This is a genomic window from Acinetobacter sp. H1(2024), assembly GCF_046557555.1.
In the GTDB taxonomy this organism is placed as follows: domain Bacteria; phylum Pseudomonadota; class Gammaproteobacteria; order Pseudomonadales; family Moraxellaceae; genus Acinetobacter; species Acinetobacter seifertii.
This window is the reverse complement of record NZ_JBKGFO010000008.1, coordinates 90,681-111,864: the sequence shown is the minus strand read 5'-3', so window position 1 is coordinate 111,864 and position 21,184 is coordinate 90,681. Positions and strand designations below refer to the sequence as shown.

Annotated in this window: 21 protein-coding genes and 2 pseudogenes; 19 read left to right on the top strand and 4 right to left on the bottom strand. The window is 38.9% G+C overall.

The annotated features are described in order from the left end of the window. Position 1: 1 nt before the first annotated feature. The gene (locus ACLCEG_RS17545) at positions 2-1,216 is read right to left on the bottom strand and encodes an aromatic amino acid transaminase (RefSeq protein ID WP_004706039.1); all 1,215 of its coding nucleotides are present in this window, start codon (positions 1,214-1,216) and stop codon (positions 2-4) included. Positions 1,217-1,731: 515 nt separating this feature from the next. Between ACLCEG_RS17545 and ACLCEG_RS17540 the strand changes: the two genes are divergently transcribed. The 8 genes from ACLCEG_RS17540 to ACLCEG_RS17505 all read left to right on the top strand — a co-directional run bounded on the left by ACLCEG_RS17540 (position 1,732) and on the right by ACLCEG_RS17505 (position 9,834). Next, positions 1,732-2,442 carry a GntR family transcriptional regulator gene (locus ACLCEG_RS17540; protein WP_001153627.1) on the top strand — a complete coding sequence of 237 codons (711 nt, stop codon included), beginning with the start codon at positions 1,732-1,734 and terminating at the stop codon, positions 2,440-2,442. After that, positions 2,435-3,319, top strand: a complete 885-nt coding sequence (gene prpB / locus ACLCEG_RS17535) for a methylisocitrate lyase (RefSeq protein ID WP_004706036.1) — start codon at positions 2,435-2,437, stop codon at positions 3,317-3,319. The genes ACLCEG_RS17540 and prpB overlap by 8 nt, the downstream gene beginning before the upstream one ends. Positions 3,320-3,385: 66 nt before the next feature. After that, complete coding sequence (prpC, locus tag ACLCEG_RS17530; RefSeq protein WP_002050577.1) at positions 3,386-4,543, top strand: 2-methylcitrate synthase; 1,158 nt, start codon at positions 3,386-3,388, stop codon at positions 4,541-4,543. Continuing rightward, complete coding sequence (gene acnD / locus ACLCEG_RS17525) at positions 4,543-7,149, top strand: Fe/S-dependent 2-methylisocitrate dehydratase AcnD (protein ID WP_410568543.1); 2,607 nt, start codon at positions 4,543-4,545, stop codon at positions 7,147-7,149. Before prpC ends, acnD begins: the two co-directional genes overlap by 1 nt. Before the next feature lie 77 nt (positions 7,150-7,226). Beyond that, positions 7,227-7,778 (top strand): hypothetical protein, encoded by a 552-nt coding sequence (locus ACLCEG_RS17520; protein WP_032041213.1) that lies wholly within the window; start codon positions 7,227-7,229, stop codon positions 7,776-7,778. 457 nt (positions 7,779-8,235) lie between these two features. Then, the gene (locus ACLCEG_RS17515) at positions 8,236-8,370 is read left to right on the top strand and encodes a zinc ribbon-containing protein (RefSeq protein WP_001983336.1); all 135 of its coding nucleotides are present in this window, start codon (positions 8,236-8,238) and stop codon (positions 8,368-8,370) included. A gap of 122 nt (positions 8,371-8,492) precedes the next feature. Then, positions 8,493-9,068: a DUF4126 domain-containing protein gene (locus tag ACLCEG_RS17510; protein ID WP_039255113.1), complete on the top strand. Its 576-nt coding sequence runs from the start codon at positions 8,493-8,495 to the stop codon at positions 9,066-9,068. 265 nt (positions 9,069-9,333) lie between these two features. Further along, positions 9,334-9,834 carry an NUDIX hydrolase gene (locus ACLCEG_RS17505; protein WP_410568541.1) on the top strand — a complete coding sequence of 167 codons (501 nt, stop codon included), beginning with the start codon at positions 9,334-9,336 and terminating at the stop codon, positions 9,832-9,834. A gap of 703 nt (positions 9,835-10,537) precedes the next feature. On the opposite strand, the gene ACLCEG_RS17500 is transcribed toward ACLCEG_RS17505, so the two are convergent. Further along, positions 10,538-10,882, bottom strand: a complete 345-nt coding sequence (locus tag ACLCEG_RS17500) for a hypothetical protein (RefSeq protein WP_410568539.1) — start codon at positions 10,880-10,882, stop codon at positions 10,538-10,540. A 192-nt stretch (positions 10,883-11,074) separates the two neighbouring features. Beyond that, complete coding sequence (locus ACLCEG_RS17495; RefSeq protein WP_191012417.1) at positions 11,075-11,359, bottom strand: hypothetical protein; 285 nt, start codon at positions 11,357-11,359, stop codon at positions 11,075-11,077. Between the two features lie 681 nt (positions 11,360-12,040). Between ACLCEG_RS17495 and ACLCEG_RS17490 the strand changes: the two genes are divergently transcribed. The 8 genes from ACLCEG_RS17490 (at position 12,041) to ACLCEG_RS17455 (ending at position 19,604) form a co-directional block, all read left to right on the top strand. Beyond that, complete coding sequence (locus ACLCEG_RS17490) at positions 12,041-13,270, top strand: beta-ketoacyl synthase N-terminal-like domain-containing protein (RefSeq protein WP_410568537.1); 1,230 nt, start codon at positions 12,041-12,043, stop codon at positions 13,268-13,270. 126 nt (positions 13,271-13,396) lie between these two features. After that, entirely contained in the window at positions 13,397-13,870 is a 474-nt protein-coding gene (locus ACLCEG_RS17485; RefSeq protein WP_410568535.1) for a DUF4844 domain-containing protein, read from the top strand. Between the two features lie 375 nt (positions 13,871-14,245). Beyond that, entirely contained in the window at positions 14,246-17,008 is a 2,763-nt protein-coding gene (locus ACLCEG_RS17480; protein WP_410568533.1) for a type VI secretion system Vgr family protein, read from the top strand. A 1-nt stretch (position 17,009) separates the two neighbouring features. Further along, positions 17,010-17,840: a triacylglycerol lipase gene (locus ACLCEG_RS17475; RefSeq protein ID WP_410568531.1), complete on the top strand. Its 831-nt coding sequence runs from the start codon at positions 17,010-17,012 to the stop codon at positions 17,838-17,840. Then, positions 17,837-18,325, top strand: coding sequence for a hypothetical protein (locus ACLCEG_RS17470; RefSeq protein ID WP_410568529.1), 489 nt, complete (start codon positions 17,837-17,839; stop codon positions 18,323-18,325). The genes ACLCEG_RS17475 and ACLCEG_RS17470 overlap by 4 nt, the downstream gene beginning before the upstream one ends. 8 nt (positions 18,326-18,333) lie before the next feature. Then, complete coding sequence (locus tag ACLCEG_RS17465; protein WP_410568527.1) at positions 18,334-18,744, top strand: hypothetical protein; 411 nt, start codon at positions 18,334-18,336, stop codon at positions 18,742-18,744. Further along, on the top strand, positions 18,698-19,120 hold the full coding sequence (locus tag ACLCEG_RS17460) for a hypothetical protein (protein WP_410568525.1): 423 nt from the start codon (positions 18,698-18,700) through the stop codon (positions 19,118-19,120). The genes ACLCEG_RS17465 and ACLCEG_RS17460 overlap by 47 nt, the downstream gene beginning before the upstream one ends. A 25-nt stretch (positions 19,121-19,145) precedes the next feature. After that, positions 19,146-19,604: a hypothetical protein gene (locus ACLCEG_RS17455; protein WP_348901643.1), complete on the top strand. Its 459-nt coding sequence runs from the start codon at positions 19,146-19,148 to the stop codon at positions 19,602-19,604. An 85-nt stretch (positions 19,605-19,689) separates the two neighbouring features. Here the strand turns inward: ACLCEG_RS17455 and ACLCEG_RS17450 are convergent. Then, positions 19,690-20,031, bottom strand: a pseudogene (locus ACLCEG_RS17450) (short-chain dehydrogenase); the annotation flags it as partial. Positions 20,032-20,067: 36 nt separating this feature from the next. Here ACLCEG_RS17450 and ACLCEG_RS17445 point away from each other — a divergent pair. From ACLCEG_RS17445 to ACLCEG_RS17435, 3 genes and pseudogenes are all read left to right on the top strand, one after another. After that, on the top strand, positions 20,068-20,511 hold the full coding sequence (locus ACLCEG_RS17445) for a hypothetical protein (protein WP_410568523.1): 444 nt from the start codon (positions 20,068-20,070) through the stop codon (positions 20,509-20,511). A 50-nt stretch (positions 20,512-20,561) separates the two neighbouring features. Then, positions 20,562-20,764: pseudogene (locus ACLCEG_RS17440) on the top strand (hypothetical protein); the annotation flags it as partial. Positions 20,765-20,849: 85 nt separating this feature from the next. Further along, complete coding sequence (locus ACLCEG_RS17435) at positions 20,850-21,176, top strand: hypothetical protein (RefSeq protein WP_410568521.1); 327 nt, start codon at positions 20,850-20,852, stop codon at positions 21,174-21,176. The last annotated feature ends 8 nt before the right edge of the window (positions 21,177-21,184 follow it).

The following is a 21,184-nucleotide window of genomic DNA, read 5'->3' as shown; positions in this document are numbered from 1 at the left end:
CTTATGCAGCTTCTACAGATTTAGCAAGTACTTCAGCCATCGCTTTTGCAACAGTGTAAACATTGTTCATGTTTAAGCCTGCTACACAAATACGACCACTACGTACTAAGTAGATTGCATATTCTTCACGCAAGATATCTACTTGCTCAGCAGTTAAACCTGTGTAACTAAACATACCTTTTTGGTTTACAAGGTAGCTAAAGTCACGGTCTGGTAATGCTTTAGTGAGTTCATCTTTCAAGATGCTACGCATTTTAATAATACGCTCACGCATCTCTTTCACTTCACCTTGCCATTGTTGGTTAAGTTCAGCGTCATTTAACACTTCATCAACTAACCAAGCACCTGTTGTAGGAGGGCTAGAGTAAATACGACGTACAGTCGCTTTTAACTGACCGAATGTGCACTGAGCAGCTTCTGCATCGTCACATACGAAAGTTAAGCCGCCAACACGCTCGCCATATAAAGAGAAGATTTTAGAGAACGAGTTGCTCACAATGAAGTTTAGACCCGCTTGGTCTAAAGCACGGATTGCATACGCATCTTCTTCCATACCGTCACCAAAACCTTGGTAAGCGATGTCTAGGAATGGAATAAGGTTACGGTCTTTTAATACTGCAATCACTTGATCCCACTGCGCTGGGTTTAAGTCAGCACCCGTTGGGTTGTGGCAGCATGGGTGCAATAACACAATGCTTTGCTCAGGCAAAGTTTTAAGTGTAGAAAGCATACCGTCAAAATCTACACCACGCGTTTCGTTATCGAAATATGGGTAGAAATGAGTTTTGATGCCAGCGCCATTGAAAATCGCAACGTGGTTATCCCAAGTTGGTTGGCTTACCCAAACGTCAGAATTTGGGAAATAAGTTTTTAAGAAATCTGCACCAACTTTTAATGCACCTGAACCACCAAGTGTTTGGATGGTTACAGCACGGCCAGCTTTAACTGCTGGGCTGTTTGCACCAAATAAAAGTGCTTGAATTGCTTCGCGGTAAGGTTTGAAGCCTTCCATTGGCAAATAAAGTTTGGTTTTACCGTTCTTAGGCTCAATACGCTTTTGCGCCTCGATAATGGTCTCTAACTGAGGAACAATACTGTCTTCGTTATAGTAAAGACCAATACTCAAGTTTACTTTTTCAGAACGAGTATCAGCATTGAACTGTTCCATTAAAGAGAGAATTGGATCGCCTGCGTATGGGGGGATATGTTGAAACATCAAAAAAGTCCTTTCATTCAACAATATGCATAGTGCTGGGTTTTTTCTGTCTCGAAAAATACGCCACAACTATGTCGATGTTCAATAATGTATCAATAAAGCTACCGTGAAGCACCTGATAATTTCACTAATATCGATATTTTCTGGCTGAAAATAATAAAAAGTTTTAAAAGAAATTACGGTAAATAGAAACTAATTTATAACTCATGATTTTATTCAAGCAGATTGTCTACAATCTTGCTGTAATACATTGGTTGTAGACTAAAGTTTGAAACAAAAGTTTAATGACTAAAAAGTAACTAAGAAAGAGTCATAAAACTATAGATAAATTGAATCTAAATTATTGTTTTATAAATATTAAATAGAAAGTGGTGTAATACTATAAATATAAGGTGAGAGAACAGGTCTAACGATAAAAATTGACCTGATGCGTTCTGTAAAGTGTCAACAATCACCTTGATTTTTTTCATTCATACCGCTATAAAACTCATAATTGATTAAAAATTGTCGACAATATGCAAGATTTGACCTTCGCACCAGAGCCATTACAAAGTCAGGGAAGAACACTGACCGAGAATGTATTTAAACAAATACAGACGGCGATTGTTTTGGGTCAAATTCCGGCAGGTAGCAAAATTTCTGAGCCTGAACTGGCGCGGACTTATGGCATTAGCCGTGGGCCTTTGCGTGAAGCAATTCATCGCCTTGAAGGGCAACGTTTGGTTGAGCGTACTGCACACGTGGGCGCGCGCGTGGTTTCGCTTTCACTGCAACAGTTTAAAGAGCTTTATCAGATTCGTGCGTCATTAGAAGGTTTGGCTTGCAAACTTGCTGCACAGCATATTGATAAAAAGCAAATCTTGGCGTTGCGTGATGTTTTGCGTATGCATGCCGAAGATGAAAACTTTAAAGCAGGTAAGGGATATTACTTGCAAGAAGGGCAGGACGATTTTCACTACTGCATTATCAAAAGTAGTGGCAATAAAACCCTAGAAAAAATGCTATGTGATGAGCTTTATCACCTCATTCGCATGTACCGAATTCAGTTTTCAAACACCCCTGATCGTCCGAGCAAAGCTTGGGACGAACACATCCGTATTTTAGATGCAATTGCAGAAGGCGATGGTGAACTTGCCGAGCTGCTCATGCATCGACATATCAATGCTTCTTACAAAATTATTGAGCAAACACTGCTACAAGCACAAGGAGAACATAACAATGGCTAAACAATCCGCAGGTCAGCTATTTCGCGATGCAGTAGCCCAAGAAAAGCCATTACAAGTGGTTGGAACCATTAACGCCAATCATGCACTTTTGGCAAAACGTGCAGGTTATAAAGCGATTTACTTATCAGGTGGTGGTGTAGCCGCTGGTTCTTTAGGTTTACCTGATTTGGGAATTAGTAACCTTGATGATGTGTTGACAGACGTACGCCGTATTACCGATGTATGTGATCTTCCATTATTGGTCGATGCCGACACTGGTTTTGGTGCTTCTGCATTTAACATTGCCCGTACGACAAAAGCACTGATCAAGTTTGGTGCTGCGGCAATGCACATTGAAGACCAAGTGGGCGCAAAACGTTGTGGTCACCGTCCGAACAAAGCCATTGTGACTCAAGAAGAAATGGTTGACCGTATTAAAGCTGCGGTTGATGCACGTGGTGATGACAGCTTCGTAATTATGGCACGTACCGATGCATTGGCCGTAGATGGCTTACAAGCTGCAATTGACCGTGCGGGTGCCTACATTGAAGCGGGTGCAGACATGTTGTTCCCTGAAGCAATTACCGAGCTTGATATGTACAAGCAATTTGCTCAGAAGACTGGCGCACCGATTTTGGCAAACATCACAGAGTTTGGTTCTACGCCACTATTTACTACTGAAGAATTGGCATCTGCCGATGTAAGCCTTGCGCTTTATCCGCTTTCTGCTTTCCGTGCCATGAACAAGGCAGCCGAAACTGTCTATGAAACCTTACGTAAAGAAGGCACGCAAAAGAACGTGGTTGATATTATGCAAACGCGTAAAGAGTTATATGAACGCATTAACTACTATGCGTTTGAAGACTACTTGGACAACGCATTTGCTAAAAAGAAATAAGAAGTAAAACACGGTACATATGCCGTGTTTCCCAAATAATTTAAATAGATAGGAAAGGAAAATCTTATGAGCTCAAATGAAACAACAACAGGCTTCAAACCAAAAAAATCAGTTGCACTTAGTGGACAAGTTGCAGGCAACACAGCACTTTGTACCGTAGGACGTAGCGGTAACGACTTGCACTATCGTGGCTATGACATTCTTGACCTTGCAGCGGGTAGCCAGTTTGAAGAAGTTGCTCACTTGCTCGTACATGGCAAATTACCAAACAAAGCTGAACTCAAAGCCTATAAAGCAAAATTAAAAGCACTTCGTGGCTTACCAGCAGCACTTAAAACTGCACTTGAGCAATTACCACCGTCTGCACACCCAATGGATGTCATGCGTACGGGTGTTTCAGTGCTAGGTTGTTTAACTCCAGAACACGAAGACCATAACGAAGCTGGCGCAAAAGACATTGCTGATAAATTAATGGCAAGCCTAGGCTCAATGCTGCTTTATTGGTACCACTTCAGCAATAACGGTCGTCGTATTGAAGTTGAAACAGATGACGACTCTATTGCAGCGCATTTCTTACATTTACTTCATGGCGAAAAACCATCTGAAGAATGGATTCAAGCAATGCATACATCTCTTATCTTGTATGCTGAGCACGAGTTCAACGCATCTACATTTACTTCACGTGTGGTTGCAGGTACAGGTTCAGACATGTACTCGGCAATTACGGGCGGTATTGGTGCACTTCGCGGGCCTAAGCACGGTGGTGCAAACGAAGTTGCATTCGTAATTCAACAACGTTACGACAACGCAGATGAAGCAGAAGCGGACATCCGTAAGCGTGTTGAAAATAAAGAAGTCGTGATTGGTTTTGGTCACCCAGTATATACAGTTTCTGACCCACGTAACGAAGTAATTAAGAAAGTGGCGCACGACTTAGCACAAGCACAAGAGAACACCAAGATGTACCTCATTGCTGAGCGTTTAGAAGCAGTGATGAAAGAAGTGAAAAACATGTTCCCGAACCTCGACTGGTTCAGTGCAGTAAGCTATCACTTAATGGGTGTTCCAACTGCTATGTTCACACCATTGTTCGTGATCGCACGTACAGCAGGTTGGTCAGCGCACGTGATTGAACAACGCCAAGACGGCAAAATCATTCGTCCAAGTGCGAACTACACAGGCCCTGAAAACCTCAAATTCAAACCATTGGCGGAGCGTGGTTAATGAACACAAAATACCGTAAACCGCTGGCAGGTACCCAGCTTGAATATTACGACGTGCGTCAAGCCGTTGAAGATATTCAGCCAGGCGCATACGAAAAACTGCCTTACACTTCAAAAGTACTCGCAGAGCAATTGGTACGCCGTGCCGATACCGAGAACTTAACTGCTTATTTAACGCAGTTAATTGAGCGCCGTCAGGACTTGGACTTTCCTTGGTACCCTGCGCGCGTGGTGTGTCATGACATTTTGGGTCAAACTGCATTGGTTGACCTTGCAGGTTTACGTGATGCGATTGCTGACAAAGGCGGCGACCCATCTAAAGTCAACCCAGTTGTACCAACACAACTCATTGTCGACCACTCTTTAGCGGTGGAATATGGCGGTGCTGACCCAGACGCTTTTGCAAAAAACCGTGCTGTTGAAGACCGTCGTAACGAAGACCGTTTCCACTTTATTGAGTGGACTAAAACAGCATTTAAAAATGTCGATGTGATCCCTGCGGGGAACGGCATTATGCACCAGATTAACCTAGAGAAAATGTCTCCGGTCATTCAGGCGCGTGATGGCGTAGCATTCCCAGACACATGTGTCGGTACAGACTCACACACACCACATACAGACGCTTTGGGCGTAATTTCTGTAGGTGTTGGTGGCTTAGAAGCTGAAAACGTAATGTTAGGCCGTGCATCTTGGATGCGTCTGCCAGACATTATTGGTGTTGAGTTTGTAGGTCAGCGTCAGGCAGGCATTACTGCAACAGATATCGTGCTTGCTCTAACTGAATTCTTGCGTAAAGAGCGTGTGGTGGGTGCTTACCTTGAGTTCTTTGGTGAAGGTGCTGACAGCATGTCTGTGGGTGACCGTGCCACTATTTCGAACATGACACCAGAATATGGCGCTACGGCTGCGATGTTCTACATCGACCAAAACACAATCGACTACTTACGCCTCACAGGCCGTGAAGATGCTCAAGTGGCATTGGTTGAACAGTACGCAAAAGAAATCGGCCTTTGGGCATCTGACATGACCAAAGCAGAGTACCCACGTGTACTACGTTTTGACCTATCAAAAGTCACACGTAACATTGCTGGTCCATCAAACCCGCATGCACGTGTTTCAACTGCGGACCTTAAAGAAAAAGGCATTGCAGGTGTTGTTGAAAACCGTTCTGACGGTTTAATGCCAGATGGTGCAATCATTATTGCTGCAATTACTTCATGTACTAACACTTCTAACCCGCGTAACACCGTGGCGGCAGGTTTGTTGGCACGTAAAGCGAATGAACTTGGTTTGGTTCGTAAACCTTGGGTGAAATCATCATTTGCACCGGGTTCAAAAGCGGCTGCACTTTATCTTGAAGAAGCGGGTGTTCTAAAAGATTTAGAACAACTTGGTTTTGGTATTGTGGCTTACGCTTGTACAACGTGTAACGGTATGTCTGGTGCGTTAGATCCAGTCATTCAACAAGAAATTATTGACCGTGACTTGTACGCAACCGCAGTACTTTCTGGTAATCGTAACTTCGATGGTCGTATCCATCCATATGCAAAACAAGCGTTCTTGGCATCTCCACCGCTTGTTGTGGCATATGCAATTGCGGGTACGATTCGTTTTGACATCGAAAAAGATGCGTTAGGTCATGACAAAGAAGGTAACCCGATTTACCTCAAAGACATCTGGCCATCTGATGCTGAAATTGATGCCTTAGTTAAAGAAGCCGTGAAGCCTGAACAGTTCCGTAAAGTCTACATTCCAATGTTTGACTTGGGTGAAGTTGAGCAAGCGAAAAGCCCACTTTATGACTGGCGTCCGCAAAGTACTTACATCCGCCGTCCACCCTATTGGGAAGGGGCATTGGCTGCACCACGTACTTTAGCGAACATGCGTCCGCTTGCAATTTTGGGTGACAACATCACCACCGACCACTTGTCGCCTTCAAACGCGATTTTGATGGACTCGGCTGCGGGTGAATATCTTCACAAAATGGGCGTACCAGAAGAAGACTTCAACTCATACGCAACGCACCGTGGTGACCACTTGACTGCACAACGTGCAACATTTGCCAACCCGAAACTCTATAACGAAATGGTGGTTCGTTCAGACGGTACCATTAAGCAAGGTTCAAAAGCGCGTGTAGAGCCAGAAGGCGAAGTGATGCGTATGTGGGAAGCAATTGAAACCTACATGAACCGTAAGCAACCGTTAATCATTATCGCGGGTGCTGACTACGGTCAGGGTTCGAGCCGTGACTGGGCTGCGAAAGGTGTACGCCTTGCAGGTGTTGAAGCGATTGTAGCAGAAGGTTTTGAGCGTATTCACCGTACTAACTTGGTGGGTATGGGCGTGTTACCACTTGAGTTTAAACCGGGTGTAAACCGCAAGACGTTAAAGCTAGATGGTACTGAGCTTTATAGCGTGATTGGTAATATCGCGCCGCGTTCGACTTTAACTTTAGTGATTGAACGTGCCACTGCGGATGGTAAAGAAGAGATTCTTGAAGTGCCTGTGACTTGCCGTTTAGATACAGAAGAAGAAGTTTCTGTATATGAAGCGGGCGGTGTATTACAACGTTTTGCGCAAGACTTTTTAGAAGGCCAAGTGGCTTGATATTTAGTCTATAACTGATTGAAAATTATTCTAAAAGACCCTATCTTAGTGATGGGGTTTTTTAGGTATTGAGATAAATGAATAATAGCGTTTTAGCGAGTGATTTAGAGTTTATATACAGTATTTTTGATACGTTTTTTAAAAAAAAGTATATTCGAGATCGGTTAAATTTAATTAAAAATAATCAAATAACGGGCTGGGAAATTTGGCTGCAAGTAGAATTAGCATTCTTTCTGAGTGAGCATGCTGACGTGATGCAATGGTCGCGTGAGTTGCCTTATTCTTTGGATAAAAGAGTTGATAAATTAAAAGATAAAGGAATTGTTGATTTCTGTTTAAGGGAGCGAAATAAATCGACTGAAAAAATGATAGCTATTGAATTGAAACAATGTAATTCAGCAAAAAGTTGTATTACAGCGATGATTAAAGATCTAAATAAATTTCATTCTTTAAAGCCAAGTGAGTATAAGTCTATACGCTCTTTTTGGTGTGTAGGAGTTCATCCAAAGGTTCAAGAAAGTACCTGTATTGAGTATATCAATCAAAATAAAAATGGATATGAGTTCAACCAAAACCATCTTTTAAGTAAAGAAATTAAAGGAACAGAATTTAGTTATACTATTTTATAAATATTGATTTTATTAGATAAATTTCAATCAAAAATATAAAATGGGACCTATATATTTAGCGTAGAAAATAATACGGAGTACTTATAATAAATTCTGTGTAAAAAGTAATCTTCTGAGAAGGTGATTTTATAGTTTTTATATAAAAAAAGCCCGACATCCTGTCGGGCTTTTTCGTATTTGGTTGCTAGATATGACTCCTGTCGTATCTCACGATCCTGATGCTTGAACCTATTATTGTTGTTTTGTGTTCCGGAACATCCTGTTCCTGTATGAGTTCATATTAGAAAAAAAGCAGGGGGTAGCCAATCCGCTAAATCCCTAAATCTGTGTAAGATAAATCGTACAAATAACATTTTTTGCATTTATGCCATCATCATCGGGCGAAATGGACAATTGACATTCACTCTAACTGGGTTATATTCCTGTTTAATATATATACGATTATAGGAATGTAATCATGGTAACAGCTGGCGAAAAACCCGGAACAGGCTTCTATTTCTGTGCTCAGTGCGGACATAGAGTGTTTTTAGAAATTAACACAGACCCTTTACCACCTTGCACGAAATGCTACTGCACGCAATTTAAACGTTAAGAATGAAATAATATTTGCGTTCGCATTTAACAAAAAGCCCTGTCACCCGATGGGGCTTTTTGTTAGTTTAAAAATAAGACTTACATAACAAGACCCGTGATGGGCATGAAAAGGAAACCGTTATGGAAACAATATTGGGTTTATGTATTGGTGTGGGTTTAAGCGCTGCCTGCGGTTTTCGCGTGTTTGTACCGCTATTGGTCATGAGCATTGCCACCATGATGGGATGGTTTGAGCCATCGAAAGGCTTTGAGTGGTTAGCTTTGCCATCGGTGTGTTTGGCTTTAAGCGTGGCAACGGTATGTGAAATTGCAGCCTACTATATTCCGTGGGTCGATAATGCCTTAGACACAGTCGCAACCCCTGCGGCGATGATCGCGGGTACGCTCACCACGATGGCTGTAAGTAGTGGAGAGATGTCTCAGTTTGCCAGTTGGGCAGCAGCAATTATTGTCGGTGGCGGTACGGCTGGCGTGGTGCAAATGAGTACTGTTGCTGCACGTGGTGTTTCAACTGCAACCACAGGTGGCTTGGGTAATTTTGTTGTTGCGACAGGTGAGTGGATTGGAGCAATCTTACTTTCAGTTTCAGCTATGTTAGTGCCTGCGCTTGTGGCAATAGTGGTGCTGATTGCGGTTATTTGGGTGGTGCGTTGGATTCGCCATAAAAAGCAAGAACAGGCGCATACCCCACTATAGGTAAGTGTAAATATCATTTTAAATAAGCATAAAAAAAGCCCGACATCCTGTCGGGCTTTCTTGTATTTGGTGATTAGATATGACTCCTGTCGTATCTCACGCTCCTGGTGCTTGAACGTATTATTGTTGTTTTATGTTCCGGAACATCCTGTTCCTGTATGACTTCATATTAGGAAAAAAGAGGGGTGTCGCCAATCCGCAAAATCCCTAAAAGTTTGTAGGAAAAAACGTACATAGCGAAATGATTTAACTTTTTAAAGTGAATATGAATAATAGCCATCTTGTTGCTTTAAGAAAAAATCGAATGCGTATTAGAAAATCTTCAAGACTATTGGTTATTAATGAAAATCATCAAATCCTATTATTTCAATTCACTCATACAAATGATGCCTTAGCTGGACAATCCCATTGGGCAACCGTAGGCGGAGGACTGGAAGAAGGGGAAACCTTCGAGCAAGCAGCTTGCCGCGAACTTTATGAAGAGTTAGGTGTAGTTAGGCAAAATGTAGGCACTCATGTTGCAACACGCAATTTTGAAATGATGCTACCAAGTGCGGAAGTTGTGACTGCTGATGAAAGACTCTTTATTGTTTTTATTAAAAATGAAGAAGTGAACACATCGAACTGGACTGAACAAGAAAAGCTTGTGATTAATAAAAGTCAGTGGTGGACGCTTGATGAACTAAGACAAACTGACGAAATTGTTTATCCAAACAACATTACTAATATTCTTATAGATAGTCTGCCAGAAATTTTTAAATCCTAAATATTCAGATATAAAAAAAGCCCAACATCCTGTTGGGCTTTTTCGTATTTGGGTACTAGATATGACTCCTGTCGTATCTCACGTCCTGATGCATGAACCTATTATTGTAGTTTTACGTTCCGGAACATCCTGTTCCTGTATGACTTCATATTAGGAAAAAAGCAGGGAGTCGCCAATCCGCAAAATCCTTAAAAGTTTGTAGGATAAAACGTACAAGATTGCTTTTTAATTTATCATTATGTTCTCATGCTATTGTTTTAAATCGAGATATATTCATGCTGAGTGGTTGTGAAAAATGTGATGAATGCGGAAGCCAGTATTTAAAAACTAAATCTAGCATGGCCTCGTTGTGTCCTGAATGTGCTTCTATAATTTATGGATATGCGAATTGTGAGCATGTTTTTAAAGAGGGACGTTGTATACATTGTTACTGGGATGGCAGCACAACCACTTATATTGAAGACTTAAAGAAAAACTCATAAATATTCAGATATAAAAAAAGCCCAACATCCTGTTGGGCTTTTTCGTATTTGGGTACTAGATATGACTCCTGTCGTATCTCACGTTCCTGATGCATGAACCTATTATTGTTGTTTTATGTTCCGGAACATCCTGTTCCTGTATGAGTTCATAATAGGAAAAAAGAGGGGTGTCGCCAATCCGCAAAAACCTTAAAAGTTTGTAGGATAAAACGTACAAGCTACTATTCGTCTTGAGGTAAAGGCCAAAGAATATCTTTGTTTTGCTTGAATTTTTTGTACCAATATTGGCTTATCAGCGCTTTGTCATCTCTATCGAAATGATAAACGAATATATCTAAAGATTCATTTAGGTCGAGGTCATAGCGAAACTTGGCAGTAGCTAAATGATCTTGTATTTCATATAACTGATTAAATATAGGCAAAGAATCTTCATAAGCTAACAATTGAATTTGTTGAAGAAGTTCTTTTATTTGAAGCTCATACGCATCTAAAACTCTTGCCAGATCAATCCTTACATCTCTATAGGTGATAAGTCTTTGCTCAAATTCATCCCATGTGTAGTTCATTCTAATAAATGTTCAAAAGTTGAATGTAAGCACAGCATAACTTGATTAGTTATAAAGTTGATGCGATTTTTCAAAATGCTAATTCGGCAAATCAAACAACTTAGGCCTCTGTGCCACAACAGACTTTAATTTTTTGCGCTGATTTAAAGTAAAACACCATTGCGACACAGAGATAAAGAGCTAAGCCAACGCTTAGCCCAGACTACTTTTGTCACAACGTTGCATCACGCTGAAAAAAGTAGGGGCAAAGTCCCGTGGGAGAACAGGACTTTGCAAACTGACATGTTCTAGACCTTGCATCAGCTTGGGGGTGTAGACTTGCTCAAGTCGCTGGTAAATACAGTCACAGCTCGACTCGCTATGCCCACCTGACAGGCAAATTTTTTCAAACTCCTGATGAGTCTCTTGGTCGTAAACCGAAATGCCGTAGCTACCGACTATGAAACTTAAAGCCAAAAAGGGTTTATAAATTTTCATATTATTCTCATGATTATTTATGTGTATAACTAAAATAAAAATATAATGACTTTGAGGTTTAAAATAATTTTTTAAATAACAATTAATCCTCCTAAAAGTACAGGAAAATAAAATAATTAAAATTTTAAAATAAAATTAGTTTATAAATTTAAAAAAAGAAGGCGTAAAAAACCAAATTTTAAATCAATAAAATAGTTAAAAAACAGAGAAAATAAGATTAAAAAACGTCATGGTCAACTCCTTAAAAAATGGAGTCCTACCACCAGATTACCGCGAATTAATTTGGGTGGTAGAACGGAAAGGGGTTGACAGACTGGGATCCATGGAACCAGCACGCACGGGGCGTCCCCCATCCGTCCTACCGCAAAGAAAAGGGGACGCAAGGGTCTAACGACTTATAGATTGTACTATAACCCGCCGTGGATCAACGGTCTGTCAAAACCGACTGGCAATGTAGGCCAGCAACGAGATAATAATCGGTGATTTTAAATACGTCAATTTAATATTTAAAATATTTTTGATTTAATAATAAAACTAAATATTATTTTAAAATAAAAATATTATTATTAACTTTTTATTTATATTCGATGAGAAAAAATAATAAATATAGAAATATTTTGCCAGTTCCAAAAAAGAACTTGGTTGTTAAGATCTATTTTTGTCGTTTTTATAGAGATAAGAATGGAACGAGTTGTCATCACAGGTATGGGAATTAATTCTTGTATTGGAAATACATTAGAGACAGTAACCGAGTCCTTAAAAGCAGGCCGCTCAGGCATTCGCTATAACGATGTCTATGCAAAACTGAACTTTCGAAGTCATGTGAGCGCCACTGCCGAAATGAATTTTGAAAATATTGATCCAGAATTAAAAAAACACATGGGCGTTTGCGCGATGTATGCCTACAATTCGGCACTCGATGCACTACAAAACGCCAAGCTTGAGGTAAATGACATTGCCAACAACTCAAAATATGGCGTGATTGGAGGAACAGGTGGCAGTTCGACAGCTTCCATCATCGACATGCTGCATAGCTTAAAAGAAAAAGGCGCAAGCGAAGTATCGCCCGATTTAGCGCCACGTTACTTAACAAATACCATTAGCGCTAACTTATCACGTGCTTTCAACCTCAAAGGCGTATCTCAATCCGTCGCGAGTGCCTGTGCGACTTCAGCCGACGCAATTGGCTATGCATATCACCTTATTGCCGCTGGCAAACAGGACTTGATGCTGGCAGGTGGTGGCGAAGAAGACCATTGGTCGCAAACGGCAATATTTGATGCAATGGGCGCCTTATGCTCTAAATATAACGATGCACCAGAAACAGCTTCACGCCCATATTCAGTAGATAACGACGGCTTTGTGATCGCTGGCGGCGGTGGCATGGTGGTTTTGGAGTCTTTAAGCCATGCCCAAAAGCGCGGAGCAAAAATCTTGGCCGAAGTGGTTGGCTACGCTGCCAATAGTGACGGTGTCGATATGGTGGCCCCAAGTGGTGAAGGCGCGACTCGTTGCATTAAACTGGCACTCGCAGAAGCCAAGCAAAACGGCTCTGACACCATTGACTATATCAACACGCATGGCACTTCAACGCCGGCAGGCGACATTCCCGAACTATTGGCCATAGAGCGAGCTTTTGGTGGCGAAAAAGTACCGCCACTCAGTTCGACCAAGTCCATGACGGGGCATAGTTTGGGGGCAGCAGGCGTACACGAAGCCATTTATTCTATTTTAATGCTGCAAAATAACTTTATCGCGCCGAGTATTAATATTACCGAACTGCGCGAAGAAGCGAAAAAGTTCGATATTGTTCAAACGAGCCGAGAAACTGAACTCAAAACAGTCATGAGTAATAGCTTCGGTTTTGGTGGCGTAAATACTTGTCTGGTTTTTAGAAAGTGGGAAGGGTAATTTAAATACGAAATATATGGGCTTTAGAAAAAGAATAAAAGGTGGCCCATACAGTTTATAAGTAATCGAAATTTATGGTTAAATTAGTTTATATTTACTGTCTTTAAATTAAAAATTAATAGAAAGATGAAAAAAATTTTAGTATTAGTCATGGTCATCTTAAGTTCACAAGTTTCTTGTGCTCAAAAAAGTGAGAATAAAACCGAAATGAGTATTAAAAATTCTAATTCTATTGTGATTCAACAATTAGAACAGTTTAAAACACAAGATCATTTTGCTGGAGATGGACAGCTATATACGGGTGTTCAAGAGCCTGCATTAGCTATAAGTTTAAATCGTAAAGTGGCTGATACTGCCCAAGCTTTTATTACTCTCTATCAACAAAAAAATGAGCCAACCAAAGCAGAACTTTTACATGTCCTTGCTCATGGAATCAGTCAAATCGATCCTGATACGCTTGATACAGAAGATCGAGAACAAGTGGCAACAACATTTGAAAGTTTTCTCGATATTGTAGGCCTAGAAAGTTCCGAAGGAATTTTAAATAAATGGTTATACGGTGAAAAAATTGGTGAGTTATTAGAGAAGGATAAACATTAAGTTTTAGTACTTCATTCTAAATTTTTAAGCATTTCTTTAGTATCTGAATCACCTGTATTGGCAGTTTTTTGACACTATTTCTTTGCAGTTGTAGGTCTTTCAGAATACTTTCTCTATTTAAATATATTTATGAATTTCATTAATTTGAAAACTGGTTTTATTTTGTTGATTTTTAATAATAAATTCAAATTATATTTCGGTGTTTTATAGCAATTAAAATAGTTTGGATTTACTGTTTAAATACTCATTTAATAATTAGGTAATGTAAAAATAGCATATTGAGTCTAGTTACATTTTGAAAATGAGTATATATAGACAGATTAGTCTTTTTTTAATTAAAATAGGGCTTAAATATAAGTTTGATTGATAATAAAAATGCAGATGAGTGTGTCGAGTATATTGGAACGTTTAGGCCTTGTTTCACAAAATCGTGCTGTTCATATCCAGTTCTCAAATCAGTCTTTAAATCAGCAAGTCTTCTTACAACGTATTGAAGGCGAACATACGCTTAATCAGGGCAGCGTAGCTGAGTTACTGTGCCTGTCGACCAACGCGCATATTGCATTAAAACAATTCATTGGCTGTCAGGTTGCCATTGATCAGGTCACTGACATGGGCCAATTTTTTAGAACTACAGGCATTATTACCGAAGCGAGCCAAGGCCAAAGTGATGGCTCACTCACCATTTATAATCTCACCTTAAAAGACCCAACTGCACTCTGGCATAAACGCCGCAATAGCCGCGTGTTTATGAACAAAAGCGTGCGGGATATTAGCGAAATTTTGTTTAAAGAATGGCAAGGCAAAAGTCCGTTATTTGCTTCAAGCTTAACCCTTGATACATCTGGCTTAACCAAAGACTACGATGTGCGTCCATTTGTGATGCAGTCTAACGAAAGCGATTATGACTTTTTAACTCGACTTTGGCGTAGCGAAGGCATCAACTGGCTGGTCGATGAATCACAGCTTTTAGTTGCTGACCCGAATGCTTCCATTCAGCCACAAGTGCTACGTTTAATTGATGAAAATCAAAATTATCAAGCTCTCGAACGTCGTAGTCTCCGCTACCAACGCAGCAGCGCGACAGAACAGTTCGATACCATTACTCAAGTCAAAGCTGAGCGAAGCTTACAGCCGACGTCGGTACATATTCAACGCTGGCAAGCTGATGCCTTACAACAAGAAGAAGGTAGTGGCAGCGTACAAGGCACCCAAAAGCACAGTGAACACTATGACAATGCGAGCCTAAACCTTGAAGATGCATGGCACGTTAGCCCCGCGTGGATGCAGGACTTAAAAGGCGAAGATCAAGCCACCGCTTCAGGCAATAGCCAGATTGAACAGTTCAATCAGAACATCAATGCTTACCATCACCTGAGTTCTAAACAATTTACCGTTTCAGGTAATGTCCGCGATGCACAGGTGGGTTACTGGTTTGAACTCAATGACCATCCGGAACTCGACCAGCATGACAGTGCCGATAAAGAATTTTTGATCTTAAGCAAGCACTACTACAACCAGAATAATTTACCTAAAGAATTACAACATCAAATCGAACGCCTATTACCACAAAACAAACTCAAGGCAACTGAACTCGACACGCAAAATCCTGAGCAGCGCCACTTTGCTGAACTCAATGTCGTTCGACGCAACATAAAAGCTGTGCCTGAATATAACCCGCTAGAACACCGACCAGCAGCTTACCCACAGCGAGCTAAAGTGGTGGGACTAGAAGGCGAAAGCATTCATGTTGACCAGTGGGGACGTATTAAAGTCCGCTTCCTGTTTACCCGAGCTGATGACCATAGCCATGATGGTGGAGCCGGTAGTAACGACAATGACACCGATTCGGCTTGGGTGGATGTGCTGACCCCATGGGCGGGTGCAGGCTATGGAGCACGCTTCTTGCCACGTGTTGGTGAGATTGTGGTGATCGACTTCTTTGACGGCAACATTGACCGCCCGTTTGTGGTGGGACGTATTCACGAAGCTGAACGTCACCCAACCCAGTTCGACCAGAAAGGCCAACTCCCTGACACCAAAAAACTCAGTGGTATTCGCTCTGAAGAAGTCGATGGTAAAGGCTTTAACCAGCTCCGTTTTGATGACACCACAGGTCAAATCAGTGCTCAGTTACAAAGCAGCCATGCAGCTAGTCAATTAAACCTCGGTAACTTAAGCCATCCAAAAGACAAGGCGGAAAGCGACGGTCGTGGTGAAGGCTTTGAACTCAGAACTGACCAATGGGGCGCGGTAAGAGCAGGCAGTGGCTTACTTATTAGTACCCATAAACAAGACCAAGCCCAAGGTGTACACCTAGACGCGGCTGAGGCCAAACAACAAATCGAAGGTGGGCTTAGCAATGCCAAGGCACTCAGCGAAGTGGCTAAAAATCAGCAAACTGACCCCTTAGAACATTTAGAAAACCTAAAATCGTTTATTGAAAAACTTGAGCAGCAAGACAACGCAAAAGCCAAAACTTTCAAAGAGGCAATCATGCTACTGGCAAGCCCAAATAGTATTGCGGTCGCGAGTAATGAAGACATTCACTTAAGTGCAGATAGGCAGCTCAACCAAACTGCGGGCGATAGCATCAACCTATCGACCCAAAAGAACCTGATTGCACATGCCCAAAACAAAATCAGCCTTTTTGCCGCGCAAGAAGGAGCGAGACTCTATGCAGGCAAAGGTAAAGTTGAAATACAGGCGCAAGGCGATGGAGCAGATTTAATTGCCCGTAAAGCTGTTCAGGTTATTTCGACTGAAGACAAAATCGAAGCGACTGCATCCAAGGAAATTGTGCTCACCGCAGGTGGCTCTCAAGTCAGAATTACTGGTTCGGGTATTTTTATGACCACAGGCGGTAAGTTTGAGGTGAAGGCTGGGCAGCATTTGTTTATGGGGGGCGGGAGTGTAAATAGTTCATTACCGTATTTACCTGAACAAGGAAAACAAAAATATGGTGTATGGTTTGATGTAATGGATAAACAAGGAAATAAACTGAAACCAGGCACGGAATATATTATTTTTGATGAAAATGATAAAGAAATTGAGCGCGGTAAGTTAGATAGAACAGGCTTGATTAAGTTGGAAACTGAAGAGCCGAATAAGCAATATAAAATACATGTGGTGAATTGAAATGGGTAATGTAATTGAGGCCGATAAAGATATAAAAAAACAAGCAACTGAATTGTTAAAAAAAGCACATGGAAAAGTAAGTAATGTACCGCCAGTAATTCCAGTTAAGATAACAACTTATACTCATAGTTTAACAATTTTCATTGGAGGAGCGGCTGACAAGTATGTATTTACACCCGGAGATGTCCCCGTAGGATGGGGTGATTTTAGACCTATTGGCCCAACATACTTTGTTGGAAACTACGTTAATAATTATTTTGCAATTATAAAAGGCAATAGTAAAAATGCATTTGTTAAATATTATGGATATGAAGAGGCATATGTATCTGATACAAGAGAATTAACAGTAAATACAAATAAGGATAAAAAATTAAATGCTTTCAATGATATAAAAACATTTTTAAAAACCTATCCTCAAACACAAGTAAATATTGTTGGTCATAGTTTAGGTGGTTGGAATGCAGCTGGATTAGCTGAAATATTGCATAAGAATAATATTTGTAAGGTTAACGTGCTGATAACTATCGATCCAGTGGGAGAAATATTATCTAAAATTGGTTTGGGGTCTAGAACTAGTATCTATTATAGTAGACCAAAGCCAGTATTTAATCTTTGGATTAGTATAAGTTGTGACCCTAAAAGTTATGAGTGGAACAATGATTTGATTGCAGATTTAGGTGGGCAATGGAGTAGTTATCCCTCTAGTAATAGTTCCTATTACTATGTAACAAGGTATAGCCATGCAGATTTCAGATTAATGATGCAAGAGAAAATTGTTAATAATTTAAGTGTGCAGGATATTTTGTCAAAAGAGTTGAGTAGAATAAAATGAAATATTTTTTATTAACATTGCTTTCTATAACATTGTCAGCATGTAATCCTTTTATAAATAATGAGAAAGCATCTAACAATAATGCAGAGATTAAGAGTTTAACTTACTCACGTCTGGATGGTATGAGTGGTGATATTTTTAAATTTAATTTAGAAACAAATGATGATTTAAATAAGATTTATCAAGAGAATAATTATAAATATTCACATTTTAAGTGCGATAATATTAAAAATTACTTTGTGACAGGAGCTATCTCAGTCGAGGGAGAGAAGTTAAAAAATGGAAAATATACTTCATCTGGGTACTTCAAAGTCTGCGAAGATGAATCCATGAATGTATGTATTGATAAGAATCAATTGGAAAAATTGTTAACTACCAATATTTCTTGTAGAGTAGTTTTTGGGGGCTTATTACAAAGTAGTAAAGTTGTAGCAGATAATATTTTAATATCAAAAGAAGCTATAAGAAAATCCAATTTCCAATAGAGTTTTTAATGAAAAAATTTCTTTACCTATTAGGGCTAATTTTTTTAAGTGGATGTAGTGAAAAAATTCCAGAATTTACAATAGATCATATTGTGAAAAGTAATGAAAAGTTAAATTTTTCTATTAGTTTTAAAGATAATAAGGTTTTAGATAAAATAAGAGAGTCGTCATCAAAAAAAATTTTTTGTAAAAATGCTGCTAACAACAACCAAATGCTAGATGCTTATATAGACAAGATTGAAAATAAAAAAATTGATGTATCTGTAGAGTTTTGTGCAAATAATGATAATAGAAGCTGTGAACCTATAGATATCAGTTCAGTTAAAAAAATTAATTTAGAATGCCAAGCCATTTTCTCTGCAATGATTGGTAATGTCTCTAAATCAGAAAAATTTCCAATTCTATGGGAAGAAAAATAACTTGTTTAAAAATCTGAAACTTAAATTAGTAACTTTGGGTTTGCTATTGTTAGTTATGACAGGGTGTGGTCACGAATATACAATTGAGCCTGAAAGACTTCCAGTAGCCTATGTGGGAAAGGCATATAATCAGCAATTGAACATATCCGGTGGTAGAGTGATACCATATTCTTTTGAAGTTAAAACTAATTTCCCAAGTGATATGAATATTTCTATTGAGCCAATAGATCAAAATGAAGCAGATGCTTATAACAATTTAAAAATTTCTGGAGTTCCAAAATATAAGGGAACTTTTACGATTCATATATATGCAGGTTTTTATGCTAGTGGTGATGGGAATTTAGATAAGACCTATGAATTTGTAGTTAAAGAATAAAAGATATTTTTAATAAGAAGGGGATATGAAAAAGAATTTATTAATTACCTTACTAATTTTACTTTTCATCATACAGTCTTTATTAAATTATTACTTCTGGAGTCGTATAAAAGCACCCGAAATTCATGTTTTAGAGAAACCCTTACGAATAGCATCAAATTTCGATAACTATTCATCATATACAATCCTTCCAGCAGGCACAGTTCTATACGATGATAGTGATTCTTTAAATCGAAGAGTTATGGTCTATTTTAACTTACAAGGTGTAGATTTTAAATTTGAAAAACAAGATCCAGATATTTTGAAACAACCTAGTGAAGTCAGTGCTATAAGGTCAGTAGACTTGCCAGATTTACTAAAAGAAGTTCCTCTGACTAAAAAAGATATTTATTTAATTATTAAACATGATGAAGGTATCAATGATTCTGTGCGTTCAATTTTATTTAAAAAATACAAAATTGATCCTTCAGACTATGAGAAATAATTAAAGAATTCTGATGCATACACACATCAATTTAAAAACGAGAAGAAGCCTAATTAATTACGCTTCTTCTCTCATAAGACATATTTTAAGCAGCTTGAATGGCTTCACCACACAGAGACACAGTTTCTTGTTTATGCTGGTGTAAGTACCAGAACTGATCTGCAACTGTTTCAGGGTGTACCGCGTAGGTTTTATCCTTCGCTTCAGGGGTTCCATCTACGAAACCGTTTACCATCACTTGGCTCACATAAACATTTGAGTCAGCAAGACTATGGGCAAGCAAGTTGGTGGCCTTGTATTGAACGGCAGCGGTAGTTGCTAACGATGAGTACTCTTTGGCAACCAAGTCAATACCCACTGCATCGAAAGCAAAAATTCCATTTGTCGATAAAATGCTACCGTGGTTCTTTTCTAAATCACCAGAACAAATATTGCAAGCCGAATTAAAAAAGGTTCAAGTAAAATGAAATTTTTATCATGTATATGGATATTTTTATTATTTGGTTGTACTTCTAAAAACATAGATTCTCAATCTACCAATATTAATTTTGGAAAATTTAAATATTTCCAATCTATGTATAGTGGAGAAAAAACATACCAAGGTTTTGTTACAAGCTCTTCTTCTTTAAAAGAAATTTCTGAAAAAAATGCATTTCCTATTTCTAAGCTAAATTGTTTGGAAAATCAGTTTATGGTAAGAGGTGGAGTAGACTTAGATTCAGAAGAAATTAATAATCAATTATATAAATATATGGCACATGTCGAAATATGTAAAAATGATGATTGTTCAGTCGATATTAAAAAAGCAAAAATTGATACTGAATGCAGAATTGAATTAAGAAAAAATTACTCAAATGATGCTTATCAATCAAATAAAGCAAAGTTGACGAATGCTAATTTTGAATAAAATGGATGTATAAATATTTGTTAATTGTGCTCAGCCTTTATGGATGTACAGGAAAATATACTTCATCTGGGTACTTCAAAGTCTGCGAAGATGAATCCATGAATGTATGTATTGATAAGAATCAATTGGAAAAATTGTTAACTAGCAATAGTCTTGTAGAGTAGTTTTTGGTGGCTTATTACAAAGCAGTAAAGTTATGGTAGATAATATTCTGATATCAAAAGAAGCTATAAGAAAATCCAATTTCCAATAGAGTTTTTAATGAAAAAATTTCTTTACCTATTGGGGCTAATTTTTTTAAGTGGATGTAGTGAAAAAATTTCACAATAGATCATATTGTGAAAAGTAATGAAAAATTAAATTTTGCTATGAAAATTGAAGATAAGGAAGTTTTAAATAAAATAAAAAAATCATCATCAAAAAAGTTCATTTGTGAAAATATGATTGATCCTCAGCAAATATTAGATGTGGATATCGATAGATTTGAGAATAATCAAATTGAGGTATCTGTAGAGTTCTGCTCAAATAATGATGATAAAAGCTGCGAACCTATAGATATCAGTTCAATTAAAAAAATTAATTTAGAATGCCAAGCCATTTTCTCTGCAATGATTGGTAATGTCTCTAAATCAGAAAAATTTCCAATTGTATGGGAAGAAAAATAGTTAAATAA